This is a genomic window from Streptomyces rectiviolaceus (assembly GCF_039533825.1).
In the GTDB taxonomy this organism is placed as follows: Bacteria; Actinomycetota; Actinomycetes; order Streptomycetales; family Streptomycetaceae; genus Streptomyces; species Streptomyces rectiviolaceus.
Genome location: NZ_BAAAUG010000112.1, coordinates 53,757 through 71,602 on the forward strand (window position 1 = coordinate 53,757; position 17,846 = coordinate 71,602).

The window sequence follows — 17,846 nt, forward strand, 5'->3', positions numbered from 1 at the left end:
TATCTGTGGCGGGATCTTATCAATCACAGGGCTGTTTTCGGCTATACGGAGGGAATGATGATTAAGCCGCGGGATCGCGGATCTCGGCGATCTCCTCGGCCAACGAGGCTGCCGCGGCGGAGGGGTGGGACGGCACCTCGGCGCGCAAGCGGAACGTCCGGTCCGCGCCTCCGGCGGCCTCCACTTCTCCGCCGATGGCCCGGACCCGGGCTTCCAGGTTGCCCAGGCCGCTCCCGCTGTGCGGGGACGGATCGCGGTAGCCGGGCTCGATGCCGTCGTTGATCACCAAGAGGCTTACCCGGCCCGCTCGTTGGACGGCGTGGATCGTGCAGTGTCCTGCCCGGCTGTGACGCAGCAAATTGGTCACCGCCTCGCGGAGCACCGTCGCGAGCACCGTGTCCGACTGGGGGCTGATTCCGGTCAGGGAGACCATGACGTCCACACCGATATCGGCCGAGTTGAGGACCGACTGAGCCGAACTGATCTCCTGCTCCAGGGACATGTTCTGAAATCCGCTCGCAACGCGTCGTACATCGGCAAGGGATTCCCGGGAGACGGCGAGCACTTCCTGGATCTCGTTCATCGCGCGCTGCGGATGAGCGGGAATCAGACGGTGTATCAGTTCGCTCTTCAACGTGATTGCGGAGAGGCTGAATCCCAGGAGGTCGTGCAAGTCCCTGGCGAAACGAAGACGTTCCTTGGTGACGGCCATACGGGCGAGCTCACCGCGTGCCGCGTGCACCTCGCTGACGAGCTCGTTCAGCCGTGAAAGCCCGTAGGTGACAAGGCCGGTGAGAAGGGTCGACTGGCACACGTAGATGACGTCGAGCACCGGGAGGCGGTCGAGGAGTGGCGGCACGAGCATGCTGAGGCCGACAAGGCCGTACAGCGTCCAGCCCGTGCGCGGGCGGAGCAACAGCAGCACCGAGCCGGCGAGGAAGCCCGCCATGGAGCCCCACCCGGTGTGGAACACCGTGAACGGCACATAAGTCAGCAGCGCCTGCACGCTCAGGGTGAGGCTCTTGACCCGCAACGGCATCCGATTGGCGCCCGCCGCCGAGTGCTTGAGCTGCAGGCCGAGTATCGCCCCCAGAGACCCGAGAGCCACCACCGTCTGCGTCGTCGAGATGGTGGTGCTCAGGATGTTGAGCATGGTGATGAGGGTGTAACTGAGCAGTGCCGCAAGGAGGATGGTGCGTGCGAGACGTGGAGCGAGGAGATCGCGGCTGCGCCGTGGCATGGGCTCCGTGCCGCGACCTCCCCTTGCGTCGTCTGCGATGTCGGAACGTTCTCGACTGTCCATCGTCGGTACGGCCTTTTCTCGCAACGGTGTGCTCTTTGTCTGGGGATGATAAGTGAAGGCCGTGACGACCGTACGTAGGAACGGTCTGTTGAAAAGCGACGTGCGAACACCGCACCCATGCGCTGGACCACTTGGCCCCAGCGGGGGTTACACGAAGAGTGGGACGGGATTGAGCCCTTCGTACGAGGTCGGAGCGGCGAGTCGCCCCGACGCGACGGGCACGTCGAACAGCCGTCCTGGCGCGAAGCGCGCCCAGAAGTGCCGCATGCCCGGCACGACGACCTTCACTACCGGAACATCGAGATCCGGCCGACTCTGGTCGAGTACGAGGAGTTCCATGCCGTGCTGCTTGACGAGCCCGGTGATCGCCGTGACGTCGTCGAGGAGATCCGCGCGGGGTACGTAGGCCCAGTGCCCCGGCGCACGGGACGGCAGCTCCGGATCGGGCAGCAGATAGGGCTGGTTGGTGACCGTGGCGTGCTGCCACCAGCCAAGCGGCTCCGGATCGGTGAGCCCGTACCCGGTCCCGTCGGCGCGCGCTTCGCACACCGCGGGCAGCAGCTGTCCCATCTCGGTCAGGGCCCTGCGCAGCGCCACCCGCGGGTCGAAGTGCGCCCCGAACCCGAAGATCACGTCCTCGGCGGGTTTGTCGGTGCGCCGGGACAGCGCGACCATCACGGGAATGCCCAGGTCCGATGTGAGATCGAGGACCCACAGCTCGCGGTTGAGCCGCGAGCACACCGAGCGCATGGCCTCGGCGCAGGGCTCGTCGAACGCCTCGATGTCGACCGCGGGCTGGCGGATGCGGTTGTACCACCACAAGGCCACCGCGTCCCGCTCCACGATCTCCAAGAAGCCCTGGACCAGGGCGTCTTCGGGGCTGCTGCCCGCCGCGTTGCCGTTGGAGTCGGCGTGCAGTCCGTCCGCCGCCGGCTCGCCCCGGGAGAAGTAGAGCATCGAGGTGGGCAGCAGCCGGCGCGTGCCCGAGGTCAGTGACCACACCGGCGTCCAGTGAGTGGGCCGGTTCTCGTCGAAAGGCTCGGGCACGTGCTGGAACCCCGAGAGGCGGGCGTTCCAGCGGTCCCGGTCGCGGAACTGCCGCTCGGCGTAGAGCTGACAGGCATGGGGGTGCACGGCCTCGGCGCCGAGGGCACGGAAGGTGTCCCACACCACCGGCTCGTCGCCGTGCCGGGTGCCGCTGTACCGTTCGACGGCTTCGCACAGGGCGCTGACCCGGCCTTCCGTCTGGGTAAGACCCTTGCCGCCGCTGAGCGCGCGGAGCCCCGCCCGCAGTCCGGCGAGCGTGTGCGGGCCCATGGCCAGATTGTGGCCGGAGAGATAGGAGTTGACGCCCTCCGGGGAGTGCGGCGCGCGGCGGATGTCCTTGATGATCCCGGTGACGGGGTCGACGAGATGACTGTGCCGGGCGAGCATCTGCTCGGGAGTGAGAGCGCGGTGGCCGCCCGCGGTCCGCGCGGCCTTGGGACGTGACACCGGGGTGAAGGGCCGACGGATCCGCTCGGCCACGAGACCGGGATCTCCGCACACCTCGCACTGCGGGATCCGGGCCACCCGGTGTGGGCGCGCCCGCAGATGAAGAGTGTCCAGGGTGTGCAGGTCGCCCTGGGAGTCGTAGCGGATGCCGGCGATCCACTTGGCGACTTCCAGTACGGCGATGTTGACGGCGATGGCGCGGCCCGCGCCCAGCGACGCGGTGGGCCGCGTCAGCGGTCCTTCGATCCCCAGCGCGCGCCGCACCGGCCACTCCGAGTGTCGGTGCCCCGCGAGCCGGGAGGCCAGGCAGGACCAGCACGGACCGTCGTCCGGCCGGAAGACCGGACCGACCCACGGCTCGACCCCGCAGACCTTGGCGATCAGCCAGGGTCTGCCCTGCGCCCGGTGAACGGCGTCGACCTCGCGCAACTGCGGCGACAGATAGTCGTCGCAGAGCACCAGCGAGAGGTCGGCGTCGCCGCCCTCGGGCATGACGGTGACGCCGGAGTCATGACAGGCGGCCCTCACCGCCTCGAGATCGACTTCGGTTCCGGCGAGCGCTTCGATGCGTACGGTGGTGCGTCGGAGCTTGGAGACGGTGAGCCCGCCGTCCAGACCCGCGAGATCCCAATAGGCCTCGGCGGCACGGTCGACAGGGAGGAGCGGTCCGCCCGAGAGGGCGGGCGGACCGGCTTCCGGGTGGAAGCGCAGCAGGCCGGCCGTGCTGAGTTCACGCAGCGAACTCAATACGTCGCCGGGGTCGAGCTCCGGAGCGGCTTCCCGCAGTACACCGCCCAGATCGCGGGTGCCGTCGAGCAGAGGCACCAGCCGTTCGGCGAATTCGCCGCGCAACGCGGTCACACCGCGCCGCGACACCAGGTACGTGGCCTCCCCGGGCACGACCACGGGGTACAGATGGAGTTTGAACCCCACCCGCGCTGTCTCGTCCCCCGCCGCCGGCCAGACCTGCTGTCCCCCCATCGAGGTCATGCCGTGAGCTGCCCTGCGGGTATGGCGGGTACGGCGGGACCGTCGGCGCGCGGAGGCACGACGACGCAGAACGTGTACAGCGCGACGTCCTGGTCGGACTGACCGTCCAGGTTCTCGATCACGAAACGCTCCCGCGAGATACGGACGGGCTGTACGGGGGGCGTGCTGGTGGAGCCGAAACGGTTCAGCATGACAAGGGCCATGATGTTAATTCCCCTTCTGTGCCATTTCTGATGGTCGCTCTGCCGCTCGTCATACTTGTGTGCGACGGAGGTCCTCAGACAGTGGGCCAGTCACAGGTGCGGGGTGAAGTTCTCATGTGGAGCCTGTGATGTGGTCGTGGTGAACTCCCTCACCAGGCAGAAGAGTTGACCCTTGGCCTGGTGCTGATACTGGCGCTGGTGACGCGACACGGGCCCCACGAGCCGGGCGCGCAGCCGCTGTTCACCGCGCCGTTGGGCTCGGTTCCGCCACGGCAAGGATCTTCCGACGACCCGTGTTCCTCCGCAGCCCTCGTCGTTGGTACGTACGGGGGGCTGTCGGTCTGCGTTCACCTCCCCTGCCAACTCGTCGGCGCGCTGGCCCAGATCGAGTGGGAAGCGCCCATTCCCAGCGGGAGGACCAACAGTCGTGGCCGTGACCGAGCCGGCGCCCGCGGCGGTTTCCGCCGGGCACTCCGCAGCACACGAGGGGATCCTGCGACGCCAGTCGGCGCGCGAGTCGGCGGCGCGCACCTATGCGCGCGCCCTGCCGATCGTGCCCGTACGGGCCCGCGGCCTGACGATCGAGGGCGCCGACGGACAGCGCTATCTCGACTGCCTCTCGGGTGCGGGGACCCTGGCCCTTGGGCACAACCATCCGGTCGTGCTCGATGCGATCAGAAAGGTCCTCGACTCGGGGGCCCCGCTGCACGTCCTCGACCTGGCCACGCCGGTCAAGGACGCCTTCACCACCGAGCTGTTCGGCACGCTGCCCCGCGGACTCGCCGACCGCGCACGGATCCAGTTCTGCGGCCCCGCCGGCACGGACGCCGTGGAAGCCGCGCTCAAACTCGTGCGCACGGCGACCGGGCGCGACGGCATGCTCGCCTTCACCGGCGCCTACCACGGGATGACGTCAGGGGCGCTCGAAGCGTCCGGAGGCGCGTCGGACGTACGCGTCGCGCGCCTGCCCTACCCGCAGGACTACCACTGCCCGTTCGGCATCGGCGGTGCGGACGGCGCCGAACTCGCGGCCCGCTGGACGGAGAGCCTTCTCGACGACCCCAAGTCGGGCGTGCCGCATCCGGCCGGGATGATCCTCGAACCGGTGCAGGGCGAGGGCGGTGTGATCCCCGCCCCCGACGACTGGCTGCGCCGGATGCGCGAGATCACCGCCGCACGCTCGATCCCGCTCATCGCGGACGAGGTCCAGACCGGCGTCGGGCGCACCGGCACCTTCTGGGCCGTCGAGCACAGTGGCGTCGTCCCGGACGTGATGGTGCTCTCCAAGGCCATCGGCGGCAGCCTGCCGCTTGCCGTCGTGGTCTACCGCGACGACCTGGACGTCTGGCCGCCCGGCGCCCACGCGGGCACCTTCCGCGGCAACCAGCTCGCCATGGCTGCGGGCGCGGCCACGCTCGCGTACGTCCGTGAGAACGGCCTCGCGGAACGCGCGGGAGTCCTTGGCACCCGCATGCTGGCCCAACTGCGGTCCCTGGCCGCCGAGCATCCCTGTATCGGCGACGTCCGGGGCAGAGGCCTGATGATCGGCGTCGAACTCGTGGACCCGGCCGCCGCGGACCGACCCGGGCAGGGCGCCCGGCTGGTGAGCCATGTGCCGGTTCCGTCGGCCGGTGGCCCGGGCACGCCGGGCGGTTCCACCGGACCCCTGGCCCTGGCCCTGGACCGCTCCCCGCGGCCGCTGCCCCCGGCGCCCGAACTCGCCGCCGCGGTGCAACGGGAATGCCTGCGCCGCGGACTCATCGTCGAGTTGGGCGGACGGCACTCCAGCGTCGTACGCCTCCTTCCTCCTCTCACCATCACGGACGAGCAGGCGGCCGCGATCCTGGACCGCCTCGCCGACGCGCTCTCCGCGGCGGTGCGCCGGCACCCCGGATAGCCACGCCGGACCCGGCCGTCCCGCGGACGGCCAAGCGCCAAGCGCCAAGCGCAAAGAGCCAAGAGACAACAGCACAGCTCCAGCCCGTCGCCCCGGAGCCCGAACGACCCCACAAGGAAACCCTCTTGAACGCCACCCCCGCATTCGACGGCCCACCCCACCCCCACGTCCCAGGGGCGTGCGGCAAGCAATCCGCACTGGTGGCGGAGCCCGGTACGGTCCCCAGGCAGAAGGGAGGCAGGCAGACCGAGCAGCTCCGAGGCGCGACCGCCGACCTCTTGGAGCACCCCGATCCACACACCGCCGCGCAGGTGGCGGCCATCGAGAACCTCCTGCGCTGCTGGGTACGCGAGAACGACTTTCCCGCCCCCGAGCACGGCGCCCTGCGCATCCCGCTCGACGCCAGCGGCACCGCTCTCCTCGTCCCCGTGCACTACTGGTCGGCCACCGGCTGGCATCGGTTCGGTCTCCCGTACCTGGAAGACGGCCCCCAGAGCGCACCCCCGGCCGACGCCGTCACCGTCGCCGCCCTCCTGGGCCGCGAGACCGGCCGCTACGGCTCCGGCACTGCATACGGCACCGGCGCCCCCACAGACACCGGCACCGGCAGCGACGGCGAGCGGGTCGAGGGAGGGGACCTCGTCGGCCGCGTCGCCGACTCGGTGCGGCGCACCGCCACCTTCATCGCCGACCGGCGGAACAACCCCGGCGACGAGCCCGACCTCTTCCTCGCCGCCGAACAGTCCCTGCTCCTCGGCCACCCCCTGCACCCCACGCCGAAGAGCCGCGAGGGCCTCTCCGACACCGAATCCCGGCTCTACTCACCGGAGTTGCGCGGTGCCTTCGCACTGCACTGGCTCGCCGTCGACCCCTCCGTGCTCGCCGCGGACTCCGCCTGGACCGAGCGTGGCCGCACTCTCCCGGCAGAGCAGCTCACCGCCCGGCTCGCAGGCCCGGACCTGCCGCTGCCGGAAGGCCGCGCCGCCCTGCCCCTGCACCCGTGGCAGATCCGCGAGCTCAGGCACCGCCCCGCGACCGCCGCGCTCCTGGAAGCCGGACTTCTCCAGGACCTCGGCCCCCACGGAGCACCGTGGTACCCCACCTCCTCCGTGCGCACCCTCTACCGCTCGGGCGCCGCAGCCATGCTGAAGCTCTCCCTCGGCCTGCGCATCACCAACTCCCGTCGTGAGAATCTCCGCAAGGAACTCCACCGCGGCGTCGAGGTCCACCGCCTTCTGCGCAGCGGCCTCGCCGAGCAGTGGCAGGCGGCCCACCCCGGCTTCGACGTGATCCGCGACCCGGCCTGGCTCGCCGTGACCGGCCACGACGGCGCGCCCGTCCCAGGCCTCGACGTCATGATCCGGCACAACCCCTTCGGCCCCGGCGACGATGTCACCTGCATCGCGGGACTCGTCTCGCCCAGGCCGTCACCCCAGTCCACAGGGCACGACCGCGCTCCGATGCGCTCCCGGCTCGGCGAGATCGTCACCCGCCTCGCAGGACGGACGGGCCGTCCCCGGGGAGCCGTCGCCACGGAGTGGTTCCTGCGCTACCTGGAGAACGTCGTACGCCCCGTGCTCTGGCTGGACAGCGAGGCAGGAGTCGCCCTGGAGGCCCATCAGCAGAACACGCTCCTGCTGCTCGACTCCGACGGCTGGCCGGTGGGCGGCCGCTACCGCGACAACCAGGGCTACTACTTCCGCGAGTCCCGCCGCGCCGAACTCGACCGAAGGCTCCCGGGCATCGGCGCGCACAGCGACACGTTCGTGTCCGACGAGGTGGCGGACGAGCGCTTCGCCTACTACCTCGGCATCAACAACGTCCTCGGCCTCATCGGAGCGCTCGGCGCCCAACGCCTGGCCGACGAGAAGCTGTTGCTCGCCGGGTTCCGCCGCTTCCTCGGCGACGTCGTCTCCGGTCCTGCCCGGCTGCGTACGCCACTGCCCGCCCTGCTTCTCGACTCACCCGTGCTGCGGTGCAAGGCCAACCTGCTGACCCGGCTCCGCGGGCTCGACGAGCTCGTGGGCCCGGTCGACACCCAGTCCGTCTACGTCTCCATCGCCAACCCCCTTCATTCCTGAGGAACATGACCCAGCCTTTCTGAGAGGAGCGACGCCGTGCCTCCGCCTCCCCCCGATGCGCGCACCGACGCCGGAACCGAGACCACCCCCGAGTCCGCCACCGAGTCCTCCACGGCCGACAGGGCAGATGCCCAAGACACCCTGGACCTGCGCCTCCCGGACGAACTCATCGCCCTGTTCGGCGCAGGCCGTGCCCCGGTACTGACGGCCGCCTCGTCAGCCGACGACCTTCTCGACAACGTCACCGACTGGGGCCCCGCGACCACCTCCGCCGGTGTCTTCCAACTCGTGCCCGTACGTATCGAACGCGATCTCCCCCTCATCAGCCGGTGGATGAACGACCCCGCCGTGGCGGCGTTCTGGGACCTGGCCGGCCCCGATGACGTCACGGAGGCGCATCTGTGCGACCAGATCGACGGCGACGGACGCAGCGTCCCCTGCCTCGGTGTTCTGGACGGCACGCCGATGAGCTACTGGGAGGTCTACCGCGCGGACCTCGACGCGCTGGCCCGCCACTATCCGGCCCGCCCGAACGACACCGGTCTTCACCTCCTCATCGGCGGTGTCGCCGACCGCGGCCGAGGGCTCGGCACTTCGCTGCTGCGAGCCGTCGCCGACCTTGTGCTCGACCGTCGCGCGGCATGCGCACGCGTCATCGCAGAACCCGACCTACGCAACACCCCCTCCGTCTCCGCGTTTCTGAGCGCCGGCTTCCGCTTCGCCGCCGAGGTGGATCTCCCCTGCAAGCGAGCGGCGCTCATGGTCCGTGACCGGGCCCTGCGCGCAGTGCTCTGACCCGATCACTTTTAGTACACCGCTCGACCTGATCCGGTTCCCTCACTGAGGAGTCCCCGTGCCGAATCCGCCCGTCCCTCCGACGCCCCGAGAGCCGTCCGCTCTCTATGACCCGCCCGAGCTGACCCCGGACCGGTGGGCGAGGGGCGGGCGCCGCCTCCTCGCCAAAATGGTCGGTGAGTTCGCCTATGAGGAGATCATCAAGCCCGCCCCCGCCGGGCCGGACGACCCTGACCACTACAGCCTCCGCCTCGACGGCGACGGCGGCGACGGTGACGGCAGCGACGGCGACCGTGACAGTAACTGCGCCCCCCGTCTCCTCTTCAAGGCCCGCCGCGGCTCGTACGGCAGTTGGCACGTCGACCCGGCCAGCCTGGCCCTGGCCGAGGGCGAAGGACCGCCGCTCCCTCTCAGCGATCCCCTCCGCTTCCTGGCCCTAGCCCGCCGCACCCTGGGAATCGACGGCGCCACGCTCGGCCACCTCATCCGCGAGCTGACCGTCACGCTCAGCGCCGACGCCCGGCTCGACCAGACCGCCCTCACCGCGTCACAGCTCGCCGACCTCGGCTACGCGGAACTCGAAGGGCATCAGACCGGCCACCCCTGGCTCGTCCTCAACAAGGGCCGCGGCGGCTTCTCCGCGAGTGACACCGCCCGCTGGGCGCCCGAGGCCCGCCTCACCGCGCGGCTTCCCTGGATCGCGGTCCACACCGACCTCGCCGCCTACCGAGGCGTCACCGGACTCGACACCGCGGAGAGGCTCTACACCCGCGAACTCGCCCCCGCCACAAGAGAGTCCTTCGCAGGCATACTCAGGGCACGCGGCCTCGACCCGCACGCCTACCTCTATTTGCCGGTGCATCCGTGGCAGTGGGACGACATCGTCCTGCCTCTCTTCGCCCCCTCCGTCGCCGCGGGAACGATCGTGCCCCTCACCACCGACGGCGATCTGCGGCTGCCCCAGCAGTCCATTCGTACGTTCCTGAATCTGTCCCGCCCCGACCGGCACACCGTCAAGCTGCCGCTGTCGGTCCTCAACACCCTGGTGTGGCGGGGGCTCCCGACGGAGCGCACCCTGGCCGCCCCCGCCGTCACCGCGTGGATGCACGCCCTGCGCGACGCCGACCCCTTCCTGCGGGACGAATGCCGGGTGATCCTGCTCGGCGAGGTCGCGTCGGTGACCGTCGAGCACCCGCTGTACGACGGCCTTCCCGAGGTTCCCTACCAGTACAAGGAACTGCTCGGTGCGATCTGGCGCGAACCGATCACCCGGTATCTCGCTCCCGATGAGCGCGCCCGCACGCTTGCCTCCTTGCTGCACACCGACCCGGACGGCAGGGCCTTCGTCGCCGAGCTGGTCGAGAGATCGGGCCTAGCCCCCGAGGCCTGGCTGCGGCGCCTCTTCGGCGCCCTGCTGCCACCGCTCCTGCAGTTCCTGTACCGGTACGGCACCGTGTTCTCCCCTCACGGGGAGAACGCCATCGTCGTCTTCGACGACAAGGACGTACCCGTCCGGCTCGCGGTGAAGGACTTCGTCGACGACATCAACGTCAGCGCCGAGGCCCTTCCCGAACACGCGTCGATGCCGGACGACGTCCGCGACGTACTGCTCACCGAACGCCCCGACTTCCTCACACAGTTCATCCATTCCGGGCTCTTCGTGGGTGTCTTCCGCTACCTCGCCCCGCTCTGCCACGAGCAGCTGGGCATCCCGGAGACCACCTTCTGGTCCCTCGTCCGCGCCGAGATCCTCCGCCATCAGACGCGCGCCCCGCAGCTCAAGGAGCGGTACGAGATGTTCGACCTGCTCACCCCACGCATCGAGCGGCTGTGCCTCAACCGGAACCGGCTTCACCTCGACGGATACCGCGACCGCCCCGAGCGCCCGCACGCCGCCGTGCACGGGAGCGTGCCGAACCCTCTCCATCAGCCTTGATCGAAGGATTGTCAGTGGAGACCCGTAGGGTGGTCGCGCTATGACAAAGCCCTCCCTTCCCGAGCTCCTGCACGCCGCCGTCACCGCCGTCGGCGGCACAGAGCGCCCTGGCCAGGTGACGATGGCCGAGACCGTCGCCGAGGCGATCGACGGCGGTTCCCACCTCCTGATCCAGGCCGGTACAGGCACGGGCAAGTCCCTCGGCTATCTGGTGCCCGCCCTCGCGCACGGCGAGCGCGTGGTGGTCGCGACAGCCACGCTGGCGCTGCAGCGCCAGCTCGTGGAGCGTGACCTGCCGCGGACGGTGGACGCCCTGCATCCGCTGCTGCGCCGCCGCCCCCAGTTCGCCATGCTCAAGGGCCGCTCGAACTACCTGTGCCTGCACCGCCTCCATGAGGGAGTGCCGCAGGAAGAGGAGGAGGGACCGGCCCTCTTCGACCAGTTCGAGGCCGCCGCCCCCACCAGCAAGCTCGGCCAGGACCTGCTGCGGATGCGCGACTGGGCGGACGAGACCGAGACCGGCGACCGGGACGACCTCACTCCCGGAGTCTCCGACCGTGCCTGGTCCCAGGTGTCCGTCTCCTCCAGGGAGTGCCTGGGAGCGTCGAAGTGTGCGTACGGAGCGGATTGCTTCGCCGAGGCCGCGAGGGAGCGGGCCAAGCTCTCCGAGGTCGTGGTCACCAATCACGCGCTCCTGGCGATCGACGCCATCGAGGGCGCTCCCGTCCTCCCTCAGCACGAAGTGCTGATCGTGGACGAGGCCCATGAGCTGGTCTCCCGGGTCACCGGCGTCGCCACCGGCGAACTCACTCCGGGCCAGGTCAACCGCGCCGTGCGCCGAGCCGCCAAGCTCGTCAACGAGAAGGCGGCCGATCAGCTCCAGACCGCGTCCGAAGGCTTCGAGCGGGTGATGGAGCTGGCCCTCCCCGGCCGCCTCGAGGAGGTCCCGGAGGACCTCGGGTACGCCCTGATGGCGCTGCGTGACGCCGCCCGCACGGTCATCTCGGCGCTCGGCTCCACCCGCGACAAGTCGGTCCAGGACGAGGACGCCGTACGCAAACAGGCCCTCGCCTCCGTCGAGACGATCCACGACGTGGCGGAGCGGATCACGAACGGCTCCGAGTGGGACGTCGTCTGGTACGAGCGTCATGACCGCTTCGGTGCCTCACTGCGGGTGGCGCCCATGTCGGTGTCGGGCCTGCTCCGCGAGAAGCTCTTCAGCGAGCGCTCCGTGGTCCTCACGTCCGCCACCCTCAAGCTCGGCGGCGACTTCAACGGGGTGGGCGCGTCCCTGGGGCTCGCCCCCGAGGGCATCGAGTCCGACGACGCCCCGGTCTGGAAGGGCCTCGATGTCGGCTCGCCCTTCGACTACCGCAAGCAGGGGATTCTGTACGTCGCCCAGCACCTGGCCCGGCCGGGCCGTGAGGGCACGCGCAGCGACATGATCGACGAGCTGGCCGAGCTGATCGAGGCGGCAGGCGGGCGCACGCTCGGCCTGTTCTCGTCCATGCGTGCCGCTCAGAACGCCGCCGAAGAGCTCCGCGGGCGGCTCGACGTGCCTATCCTGTTGCAGGGCGAGGAGACGCTGGGCGAGCTGATCAAGAACTTCGCGGCGGACTCGCGGACCTGTCTGTTCGGGACGCTTTCGCTGTGGCAGGGCGTCGATGTGCCGGGCGCCAGCTGCCAGCTGGTGGTCATGGACAAGATCCCCTTCCCGCGTCCCGACGACCCACTGATGAGTGCCCGCCAGAAGGCGGTGGACGACGGCGGTGGCAACGGCTTCATGGCCATTGCCGCGACCCATGCGGCGCTCCTGATGGCGCAGGGTGCGGGGCGGCTCGTGCGGGCCTCCGAAGACAGGGGAGTCGTCGCCATCCTGGACCCGCGGCTCGCGACCGCGCGCTACGGCAGCTATCTGCGGGCTTCGCTTCCCGACTTCTGGTACACGACGGACCGTAATCAGGCCCGCCGCTCTCTGGCCGCGATCGACGCGGCGGCGAAGGCGACAGCCACGGTCAAGGCCGCCGACGAGACCGACGAGACCGGCGAGACCGACGAGACAGAGGTCGGCGAGGAGTGACGGGGGCGTCCGCCCCGGACGCAGCAGGGCCCCGGAACCGGCGCAGTTGGTTCCGGGGCCCGGTCAGGGGCGGAGGCTCACACCCGCCGCAGCACCGCCACCACCTTGCCGAGGATCGTCGCCTCGTCACCGGGGATGGGCTGATACGCGGAGTTGTGAGGCAGCAGCCACACGTGTCCGTCCTCGCGCTTGAACCGCTTGACCGTCGCTTCGCCGTCGAGCATGGCGGCGACGATGTCGCCGTTCTCGGCAACCGGCTGGCGGCGCACCGTCACCCAGTCGCCGTCACAGATCGCGGCCTCGATCATCGAGTCGCCGACGACCTTGAGGACGAACAGCTCACCGTCGCCGACGAGCTGCCGGGGGAGCGGGAAGACGTCCTCCACCGACTCCTCGGCGAGGATCGGGCCACCGGCCGCGATGCGGCCGACCAGCGGCACGTACGAAGCGGCGGGCTTGCCTGCCGTGTCCGTGGGCTGGCTGCTGGGCTGGTCCGAGCCGCGCACCTCGTACGCCCGCGGGCGGTGCGGGTCGCGGCGCAGGAAGCCCTTGCGCTCCAGGGCCATCAGCTGATGGGCCACCGATGAGGTGCTGGAGAGGCCCACCGCCTGCCCGATCTCCCGCATCGACGGCGGGTAGCCCCGCCGCTGCACCGAGTCCCTGATGACCTCGATGACCCGGCGCTGCCGGTCGGTGAGCCCCGAGCTGTCGGCGCGGATACCAGGAGGTCGGCCCGGTAGGGAGCGTGTGGGCTTGGGGCCCTCCTGGTTCGTGCTTGCGTCATTCATGGCATGCACCGGCTCGAGTCGGCTCTGGCGGTCCTGGGCAGTGATGGTGGCGCTGTCTGCGGTGGTGGTCACGTCTGTCGGCCCCTCTCGAGATGTTCTCCCTAGTTAGCCAACGGTAGTTGCTTTCGAAAGGTTGCGCCAAACACACGTTCGAGTGAAAAATCGCAGAAGGCCTGCCGTGATCATGCGTCTGGGTGTATGGCTAACGTTCGAGCCGGATCGTATTTCGGTTCATTACGGTACGCTTCACCGCCGGGGTCGCGGCCCCGTCAGTGGGTCTCCCATACTGCCACTCGTTGCCCGTTCAACCCGGCACCGCCCCCTTCTCGTGCGGCGCGCGAGGCGGGCTCGTAACCTTCACGGCGGGCCCCGGGTACGCGACACGCGATGGGGCCGGATTTACGGCCAAACCCCAGATCTAGTGGTTGGATTGCAACCACGGCCCAGAAGTTGTGGTCCCCGGTCTTTTCAGGCCTCGGGCATCGCCTATGCTTGGGGCTGCTTCGAGGGCCTCATGGGCCTGTTGAGGCCTAAAAGTCGTGTCATGAAGGAGGGATGGGAGTTCCATGCACTGCCCCTTCTGCAGGCACCCCGACAGTCGCGTAGTCGACAGTCGCACCACCGACGACGGCACGTCGATCCGCAGGCGCCGTCAGTGTCCCGACTGCTCCCGTCGTTTCACGACCGTGGAGACGTGTTCGCTGATGGTGGTCAAGCGCAGCGGCGTGACCGAGCCTTTCAGTCGTACGAAGGTGATCAACGGCGTACGCAAGGCGTGCCAGGGGCGGCCGGTGACCGAGGACGCCCTCGCTCAGCTCGGCCAGCGGGTCGAAGAGGCGGTGCGGGCCACCGGAAGCGCCGAACTGACCACGCACGACGTGGGTCTGGCCATACTCGGTCCGCTGCAGGAGCTGGACCTCGTGGCCTACCTGCGCTTCGCGTCCGTCTATCGGGCGTTCGACTCGCTCGACGACTTCGAGGCTGCCGTCGGGGAGCTGAGGGACCAGCGGGAAAAGCGGCTCGACGAAGAGCCGCAGGGCGCCGGCGGGGAGTCCGGCGCGAACGAATGCGGGCCCGGAGGGACTGTCGAAGTCCCGGTGCCCGCCACTGCCGCCGACTGACCGGCTGAACGGCCGACGGCGGCACACACAGACCTGTTGCGGAAGCCTTCGCGGCTTTCGCGGCACCGGACAACACCGTGTCACGGGAACATCGTGGCACTTCAGGGCGTTTTAGCCTGATACAGGGAGGCGGCATGACCGAGACGACGAGCGGCCCGGCACGAGGTTCCCGAGCCAAGGGATCCAAGGCCAACAAGGGTCTGCGTATCGAGCGCATCCATACGACGCCCGGCGTGCATCCGTACGACGAGGTGGTCTGGGAGCGCCGAGACGTCGTCATGACCAACTGGCGCGACGGCTCGGTCAACTTCGAGCAGCGTGGCGTCGAGTTCCCCGACTTCTGGTCGGTGAACGCGGTCAACATCGTCACCAGCAAGTACTTCCGCGGGGCCGTTGGCACCCCGCAGCGCGAGACCGGCCTCAAGCAGCTGATCGACCGCATCGTGAAGACCTACCGGAAGGCCGGCGAGGACTACAACTACTTCGCCTCGCCCGCTGATGCCGAGATCTTCGAGCACGAGCTGGCGTACGCCCTCCTGCACCAGGTCTTCAGCTTCAACTCGCCGGTCTGGTTCAACGTCGGCACGCCCCAGCCGCAGCAGGTCTCCGCCTGCTTCATCCTGGCCGTGGACGACTCCATGGACTCGATCCTGGACTGGTACAAGGAAGAGGGGATGATCTTCAAGGGCGGCTCAGGCGCCGGCCTGAACCTCTCCCGCATCCGTTCCTCCAAGGAACTGCTCTCCTCCGGAGGCAACGCCTCGGGACCGGTCTCCTTCATGCGCGGTGCCGACGCCTCTGCAGGAACGATCAAGTCGGGTGGCGCCACGCGCCGCGCGGCCAAGATGGTCATCCTCGACGTCGACCACCCCGACATCGAGGGCTTCATCGAGACCAAGGTGAAGGAAGAGGAGAAGATCCGCGCCCTGCGCGACGCGGGCTTCGACATGGACCTGGGCGGCGACGACATCACGTCCGTCCAGTACCAGAACGCCAACAACTCGGTCCGCGTGAACGACACGTTCATGAAGGCGGTCGAGGAGGGCGGCAAGTTCGGCCTGACGTCCCGTATGACGGGCGACGTCATCGAGGAGGTCGACGCCAAGTCGCTCTTCCGCAAGATGGCCGAGGCCGCCTGGGCCTGCGCCGACCCCGGCATCCAGTACGACGACACCATCAACGCCTGGCACACCTGCCCGGAGTCCGGCCGGATCAACGGCTCGAACCCGTGCAGCGAGTACATGCACCTGGACAACACGTCCTGCAACCTCGCCTCGCTGAACCTGATGAAGTTCCTCAAGGACGACGGCCTGGGGACGCAGTCCTTCGACGCCGAGCGCTTCTCGAAGGTCGTCGAGCTGGTCATCACCGCGATGGACATCTCGATCTGCTTCGCGGACTTCCCGACGCAGAAGATCGGCGAGAACACCCGCGCCTACCGCCAGCTGGGCATCGGCTACGCCAACCTCGGCGCCCTGCTTATGGCCACGGGTCACGCGTACGACTCCGACGGCGGCCGCTCCCTGGCCGGCGCCATCACCTCGCTGATGACGGGTACGTCGTACAAGCGCTCGGCCGAGCTCGCCGCGGTCGTCGGTCCCTACGACGGCTACGCCCGCAACGCCACGCCGCACAAGCGCGTCATGAAGCAGCACGCCGACGCCAACGGCACGGCGCCCCGTGTCGACGACCTGGACACGCCGATCTGGGCCGCCGCCACGGAGGCCTGGCAGGACGTGCTCCGCCTCGGCGAGAAGAACGGTTTCCGTAACTCTCAGGCGTCGGTCATCGCCCCGACCGGCACCATCGGTCTCGCGATGTCCTGCGACACCACCGGCCTTGAGCCCGACCTCGCCCTGGTCAAGTTCAAGAAGCTCGTCGGCGGCGGCTCGATGCAGATCGTCAACGGCACCGTGCCGCAGGCCCTGCGTCGCCTGGGCTACCAGGAGGAGCAGATCGAGGCGATCGTCGCCCACATCGCCGACCACGGCAATGTGATCGACGCCCCCGGTCTGAAGCCCGCGCACTACGAGGTCTTCGACTGCGCCATGGGTGAGCGTTCCATCTCCGCGATGGGCCACGTCCGGATGATGGCGGCCATCCAGCCGTGGATCTCCGGCGCGCTCTCCAAGACGGTCAACCTCCCGGAGACGGCCACCGTCGAGGACGTCGAAGAGGTCTACTACGAGGCGTGGAAGATGGGCGTCAAGGCGCTCGCCATCTACCGCGACAACTGCAAGGTCGGCCAGCCCCTCTCCGCCAAGAAGAAGGAGCAGGAGAAGGCCGAGGTCACCGAGAAGACCGAGGACACGATCCGTGCCGCGGTCGAGAAGGTGGTCGAGTACCGCCCCGTCCGCAAGCGCCTCCCCAAGGGTCGCCCGGGGATCACCACCTCCTTCACCGTGGGTGGCGCCGAGGGCTACATGACCGCCAACTCCTACCCGGACGACGGTCTCGGCGAGGTCTTCCTGAAGATGTCCAAGCAGGGTTCGACCCTCGCGGGCATGATGGACGCCTTCTCGATCGCCGTCTCCGTGGGCCTGCAGTACGGCGTTCCGCTGGAGACGTACGTCTCGAAGTTCACGAACATGCGCTTCGAGCCGGCCGGCATGACGGACGACCCGGACGTGCGGATGGCGCAGTCGATCGTCGACTACATCTTCCGCCGCCTGGCGCTGGACTTCCTGCCCTTCGAGACCCGCTCCGCGCTCGGCATCCACTCGGCCGAGGAGCGTCAGCGTCACCTGGAGACCGGTTCGTACGAGCCGTCCATGGACGACTCCGCGGACGTCGACGTCGAGGGTCTGGCCCAGTCCGCCCCTCGGCAGCCCGAGGTCCTGAAGTCGGTCGCCGTGCCGAAGGTCGAGGTCGAGAAGCCCGCTCCGCAGCAGGCGCACACCAGCGCCGAGCTCGTGGAGATGCAGCTGGGCATCCAGGCCGACGCGCCGCTGTGCTTCTCCTGCGGGACGAAGATGCAGCGTGCCGGCTCCTGCTACATCTGCGAGGGCTGCGGCTCGACCAGCGGTTGCAGCTGACTCCCGCACCTTCTGGAGGCTCCGGGCACTAGCCGGGAGTGAAGCCTGAACGCCAAGGGCGGTGGCGCCGAGAGATCGGCACCACCGCCCTCGGCGTTTCCCGTGACGGGGTCTCCTGCGGGC

At 69.3% G+C, this 17,846-nt stretch carries 11 protein-coding genes; 7 read left to right on the forward strand and 4 right to left on the reverse strand.

The window, feature by feature from the left end:
• Window positions 1–61: 61 nt before the first annotated feature.
• From ABD378_RS28485 to ABD378_RS28495, 3 genes are all read right to left on the reverse strand, one after another.
• Window positions 62–1,240 carry a sensor histidine kinase gene (locus ABD378_RS28485; protein WP_344525239.1) on the reverse strand — a complete coding sequence of 393 codons (1,179 nt, stop codon included), beginning with the start codon at window positions 1,238–1,240 and terminating at the stop codon, window positions 62–64.
• Window positions 1,241–1,450: 210 nt separating this feature from the next.
• Window positions 1,451–3,787 carry a TOMM precursor leader peptide-binding protein gene (locus ABD378_RS28490; RefSeq protein ID WP_344525241.1) on the reverse strand — a complete coding sequence of 779 codons (2,337 nt, stop codon included), beginning with the start codon at window positions 3,785–3,787 and terminating at the stop codon, window positions 1,451–1,453.
• Entirely contained in the window at window positions 3,784–3,990 is a 207-nt protein-coding gene (locus ABD378_RS28495; RefSeq protein ID WP_344525243.1) for a hypothetical protein, read from the reverse strand. Before ABD378_RS28495 ends, ABD378_RS28490 begins: the two co-directional genes overlap by 4 nt.
• A gap of 427 nt (window positions 3,991–4,417) precedes the next feature.
• On the opposite strand from ABD378_RS28495, the gene ABD378_RS28500 reads away from it, so the two are divergent.
• From ABD378_RS28500 to ABD378_RS28520, 5 genes are all read left to right on the forward strand, one after another.
• A complete protein-coding gene (locus tag ABD378_RS28500; RefSeq protein ID WP_344525245.1) occupies window positions 4,418–5,887 on the forward strand; it encodes a diaminobutyrate--2-oxoglutarate transaminase family protein in 1,470 nt (489 codons plus the stop codon).
• A gap of 125 nt (window positions 5,888–6,012) precedes the next feature.
• Window positions 6,013–7,968, forward strand: coding sequence for an IucA/IucC family protein (locus tag ABD378_RS28505; protein ID WP_386543654.1), 1,956 nt, complete (start codon window positions 6,013–6,015; stop codon window positions 7,966–7,968).
• 36 nt (window positions 7,969–8,004) lie between these two features.
• Complete coding sequence (locus ABD378_RS28510) at window positions 8,005–8,763, forward strand: GNAT family N-acetyltransferase (RefSeq protein ID WP_344525247.1); 759 nt, start codon at window positions 8,005–8,007, stop codon at window positions 8,761–8,763.
• A gap of 58 nt (window positions 8,764–8,821) precedes the next feature.
• Entirely contained in the window at window positions 8,822–10,699 is a 1,878-nt protein-coding gene (locus ABD378_RS28515) for an IucA/IucC family protein (RefSeq protein WP_344525249.1), read from the forward strand.
• A gap of 40 nt (window positions 10,700–10,739) precedes the next feature.
• Window positions 10,740–12,779, forward strand: a complete 2,040-nt coding sequence (locus tag ABD378_RS28520) for an ATP-dependent DNA helicase (RefSeq protein WP_344525251.1) — start codon at window positions 10,740–10,742, stop codon at window positions 12,777–12,779.
• Window positions 12,780–12,856: 77 nt separating this feature from the next.
• Here the strand turns inward: ABD378_RS28520 and lexA are convergent, their stop codons facing one another.
• The gene (gene lexA, locus ABD378_RS28525) at window positions 12,857–13,639 is read right to left on the reverse strand and encodes a transcriptional repressor LexA (protein ID WP_249587324.1); all 783 of its coding nucleotides are present in this window, start codon (window positions 13,637–13,639) and stop codon (window positions 12,857–12,859) included.
• A 494-nt stretch (window positions 13,640–14,133) separates the two neighbouring features.
• Between lexA and nrdR the strand changes: the two genes are divergently transcribed.
• On the forward strand, window positions 14,134–14,688 hold the full coding sequence (gene nrdR, locus ABD378_RS28530; RefSeq protein WP_344525254.1) for a transcriptional regulator NrdR: 555 nt from the start codon (window positions 14,134–14,136) through the stop codon (window positions 14,686–14,688).
• Between the two features lie 134 nt (window positions 14,689–14,822).
• On the forward strand, window positions 14,823–17,723 hold the full coding sequence (locus tag ABD378_RS28535; RefSeq protein ID WP_344525256.1) for a vitamin B12-dependent ribonucleotide reductase: 2,901 nt from the start codon (window positions 14,823–14,825) through the stop codon (window positions 17,721–17,723).
• Window positions 17,724–17,846: the final 123 nt, after the last annotated feature.

Excerpts from the sequence above, each read along its gene's own strand:
- ABD378_RS28490 (WP_344525241.1), bottom strand. The coding sequence starts at position 3,787 with ATGACCTCGATGGGGGGACAGCAGGTCTGGCCGGCGGCGGGGGACGAG.
- nrdR (WP_344525254.1), top strand. The coding sequence starts at position 14,134 with ATGCACTGCCCCTTCTGCAGGCACCCCGACAGTCGCGTAGTCGACAGT.
- ABD378_RS28485 (WP_344525239.1), bottom strand. The coding sequence starts at position 1,240 with ATGCCACGGCGCAGCCGCGATCTCCTCGCTCCACGTCTCGCACGCACC.
- ABD378_RS28520 (WP_344525251.1), top strand. The coding sequence starts at position 10,740 with ATGACAAAGCCCTCCCTTCCCGAGCTCCTGCACGCCGCCGTCACCGCC.
- ABD378_RS28535 (WP_344525256.1), top strand. The coding sequence starts at position 14,823 with ATGACCGAGACGACGAGCGGCCCGGCACGAGGTTCCCGAGCCAAGGGA.
- ABD378_RS28495 (WP_344525243.1), bottom strand. The coding sequence starts at position 3,990 with ATGGCCCTTGTCATGCTGAACCGTTTCGGCTCCACCAGCACGCCCCCC.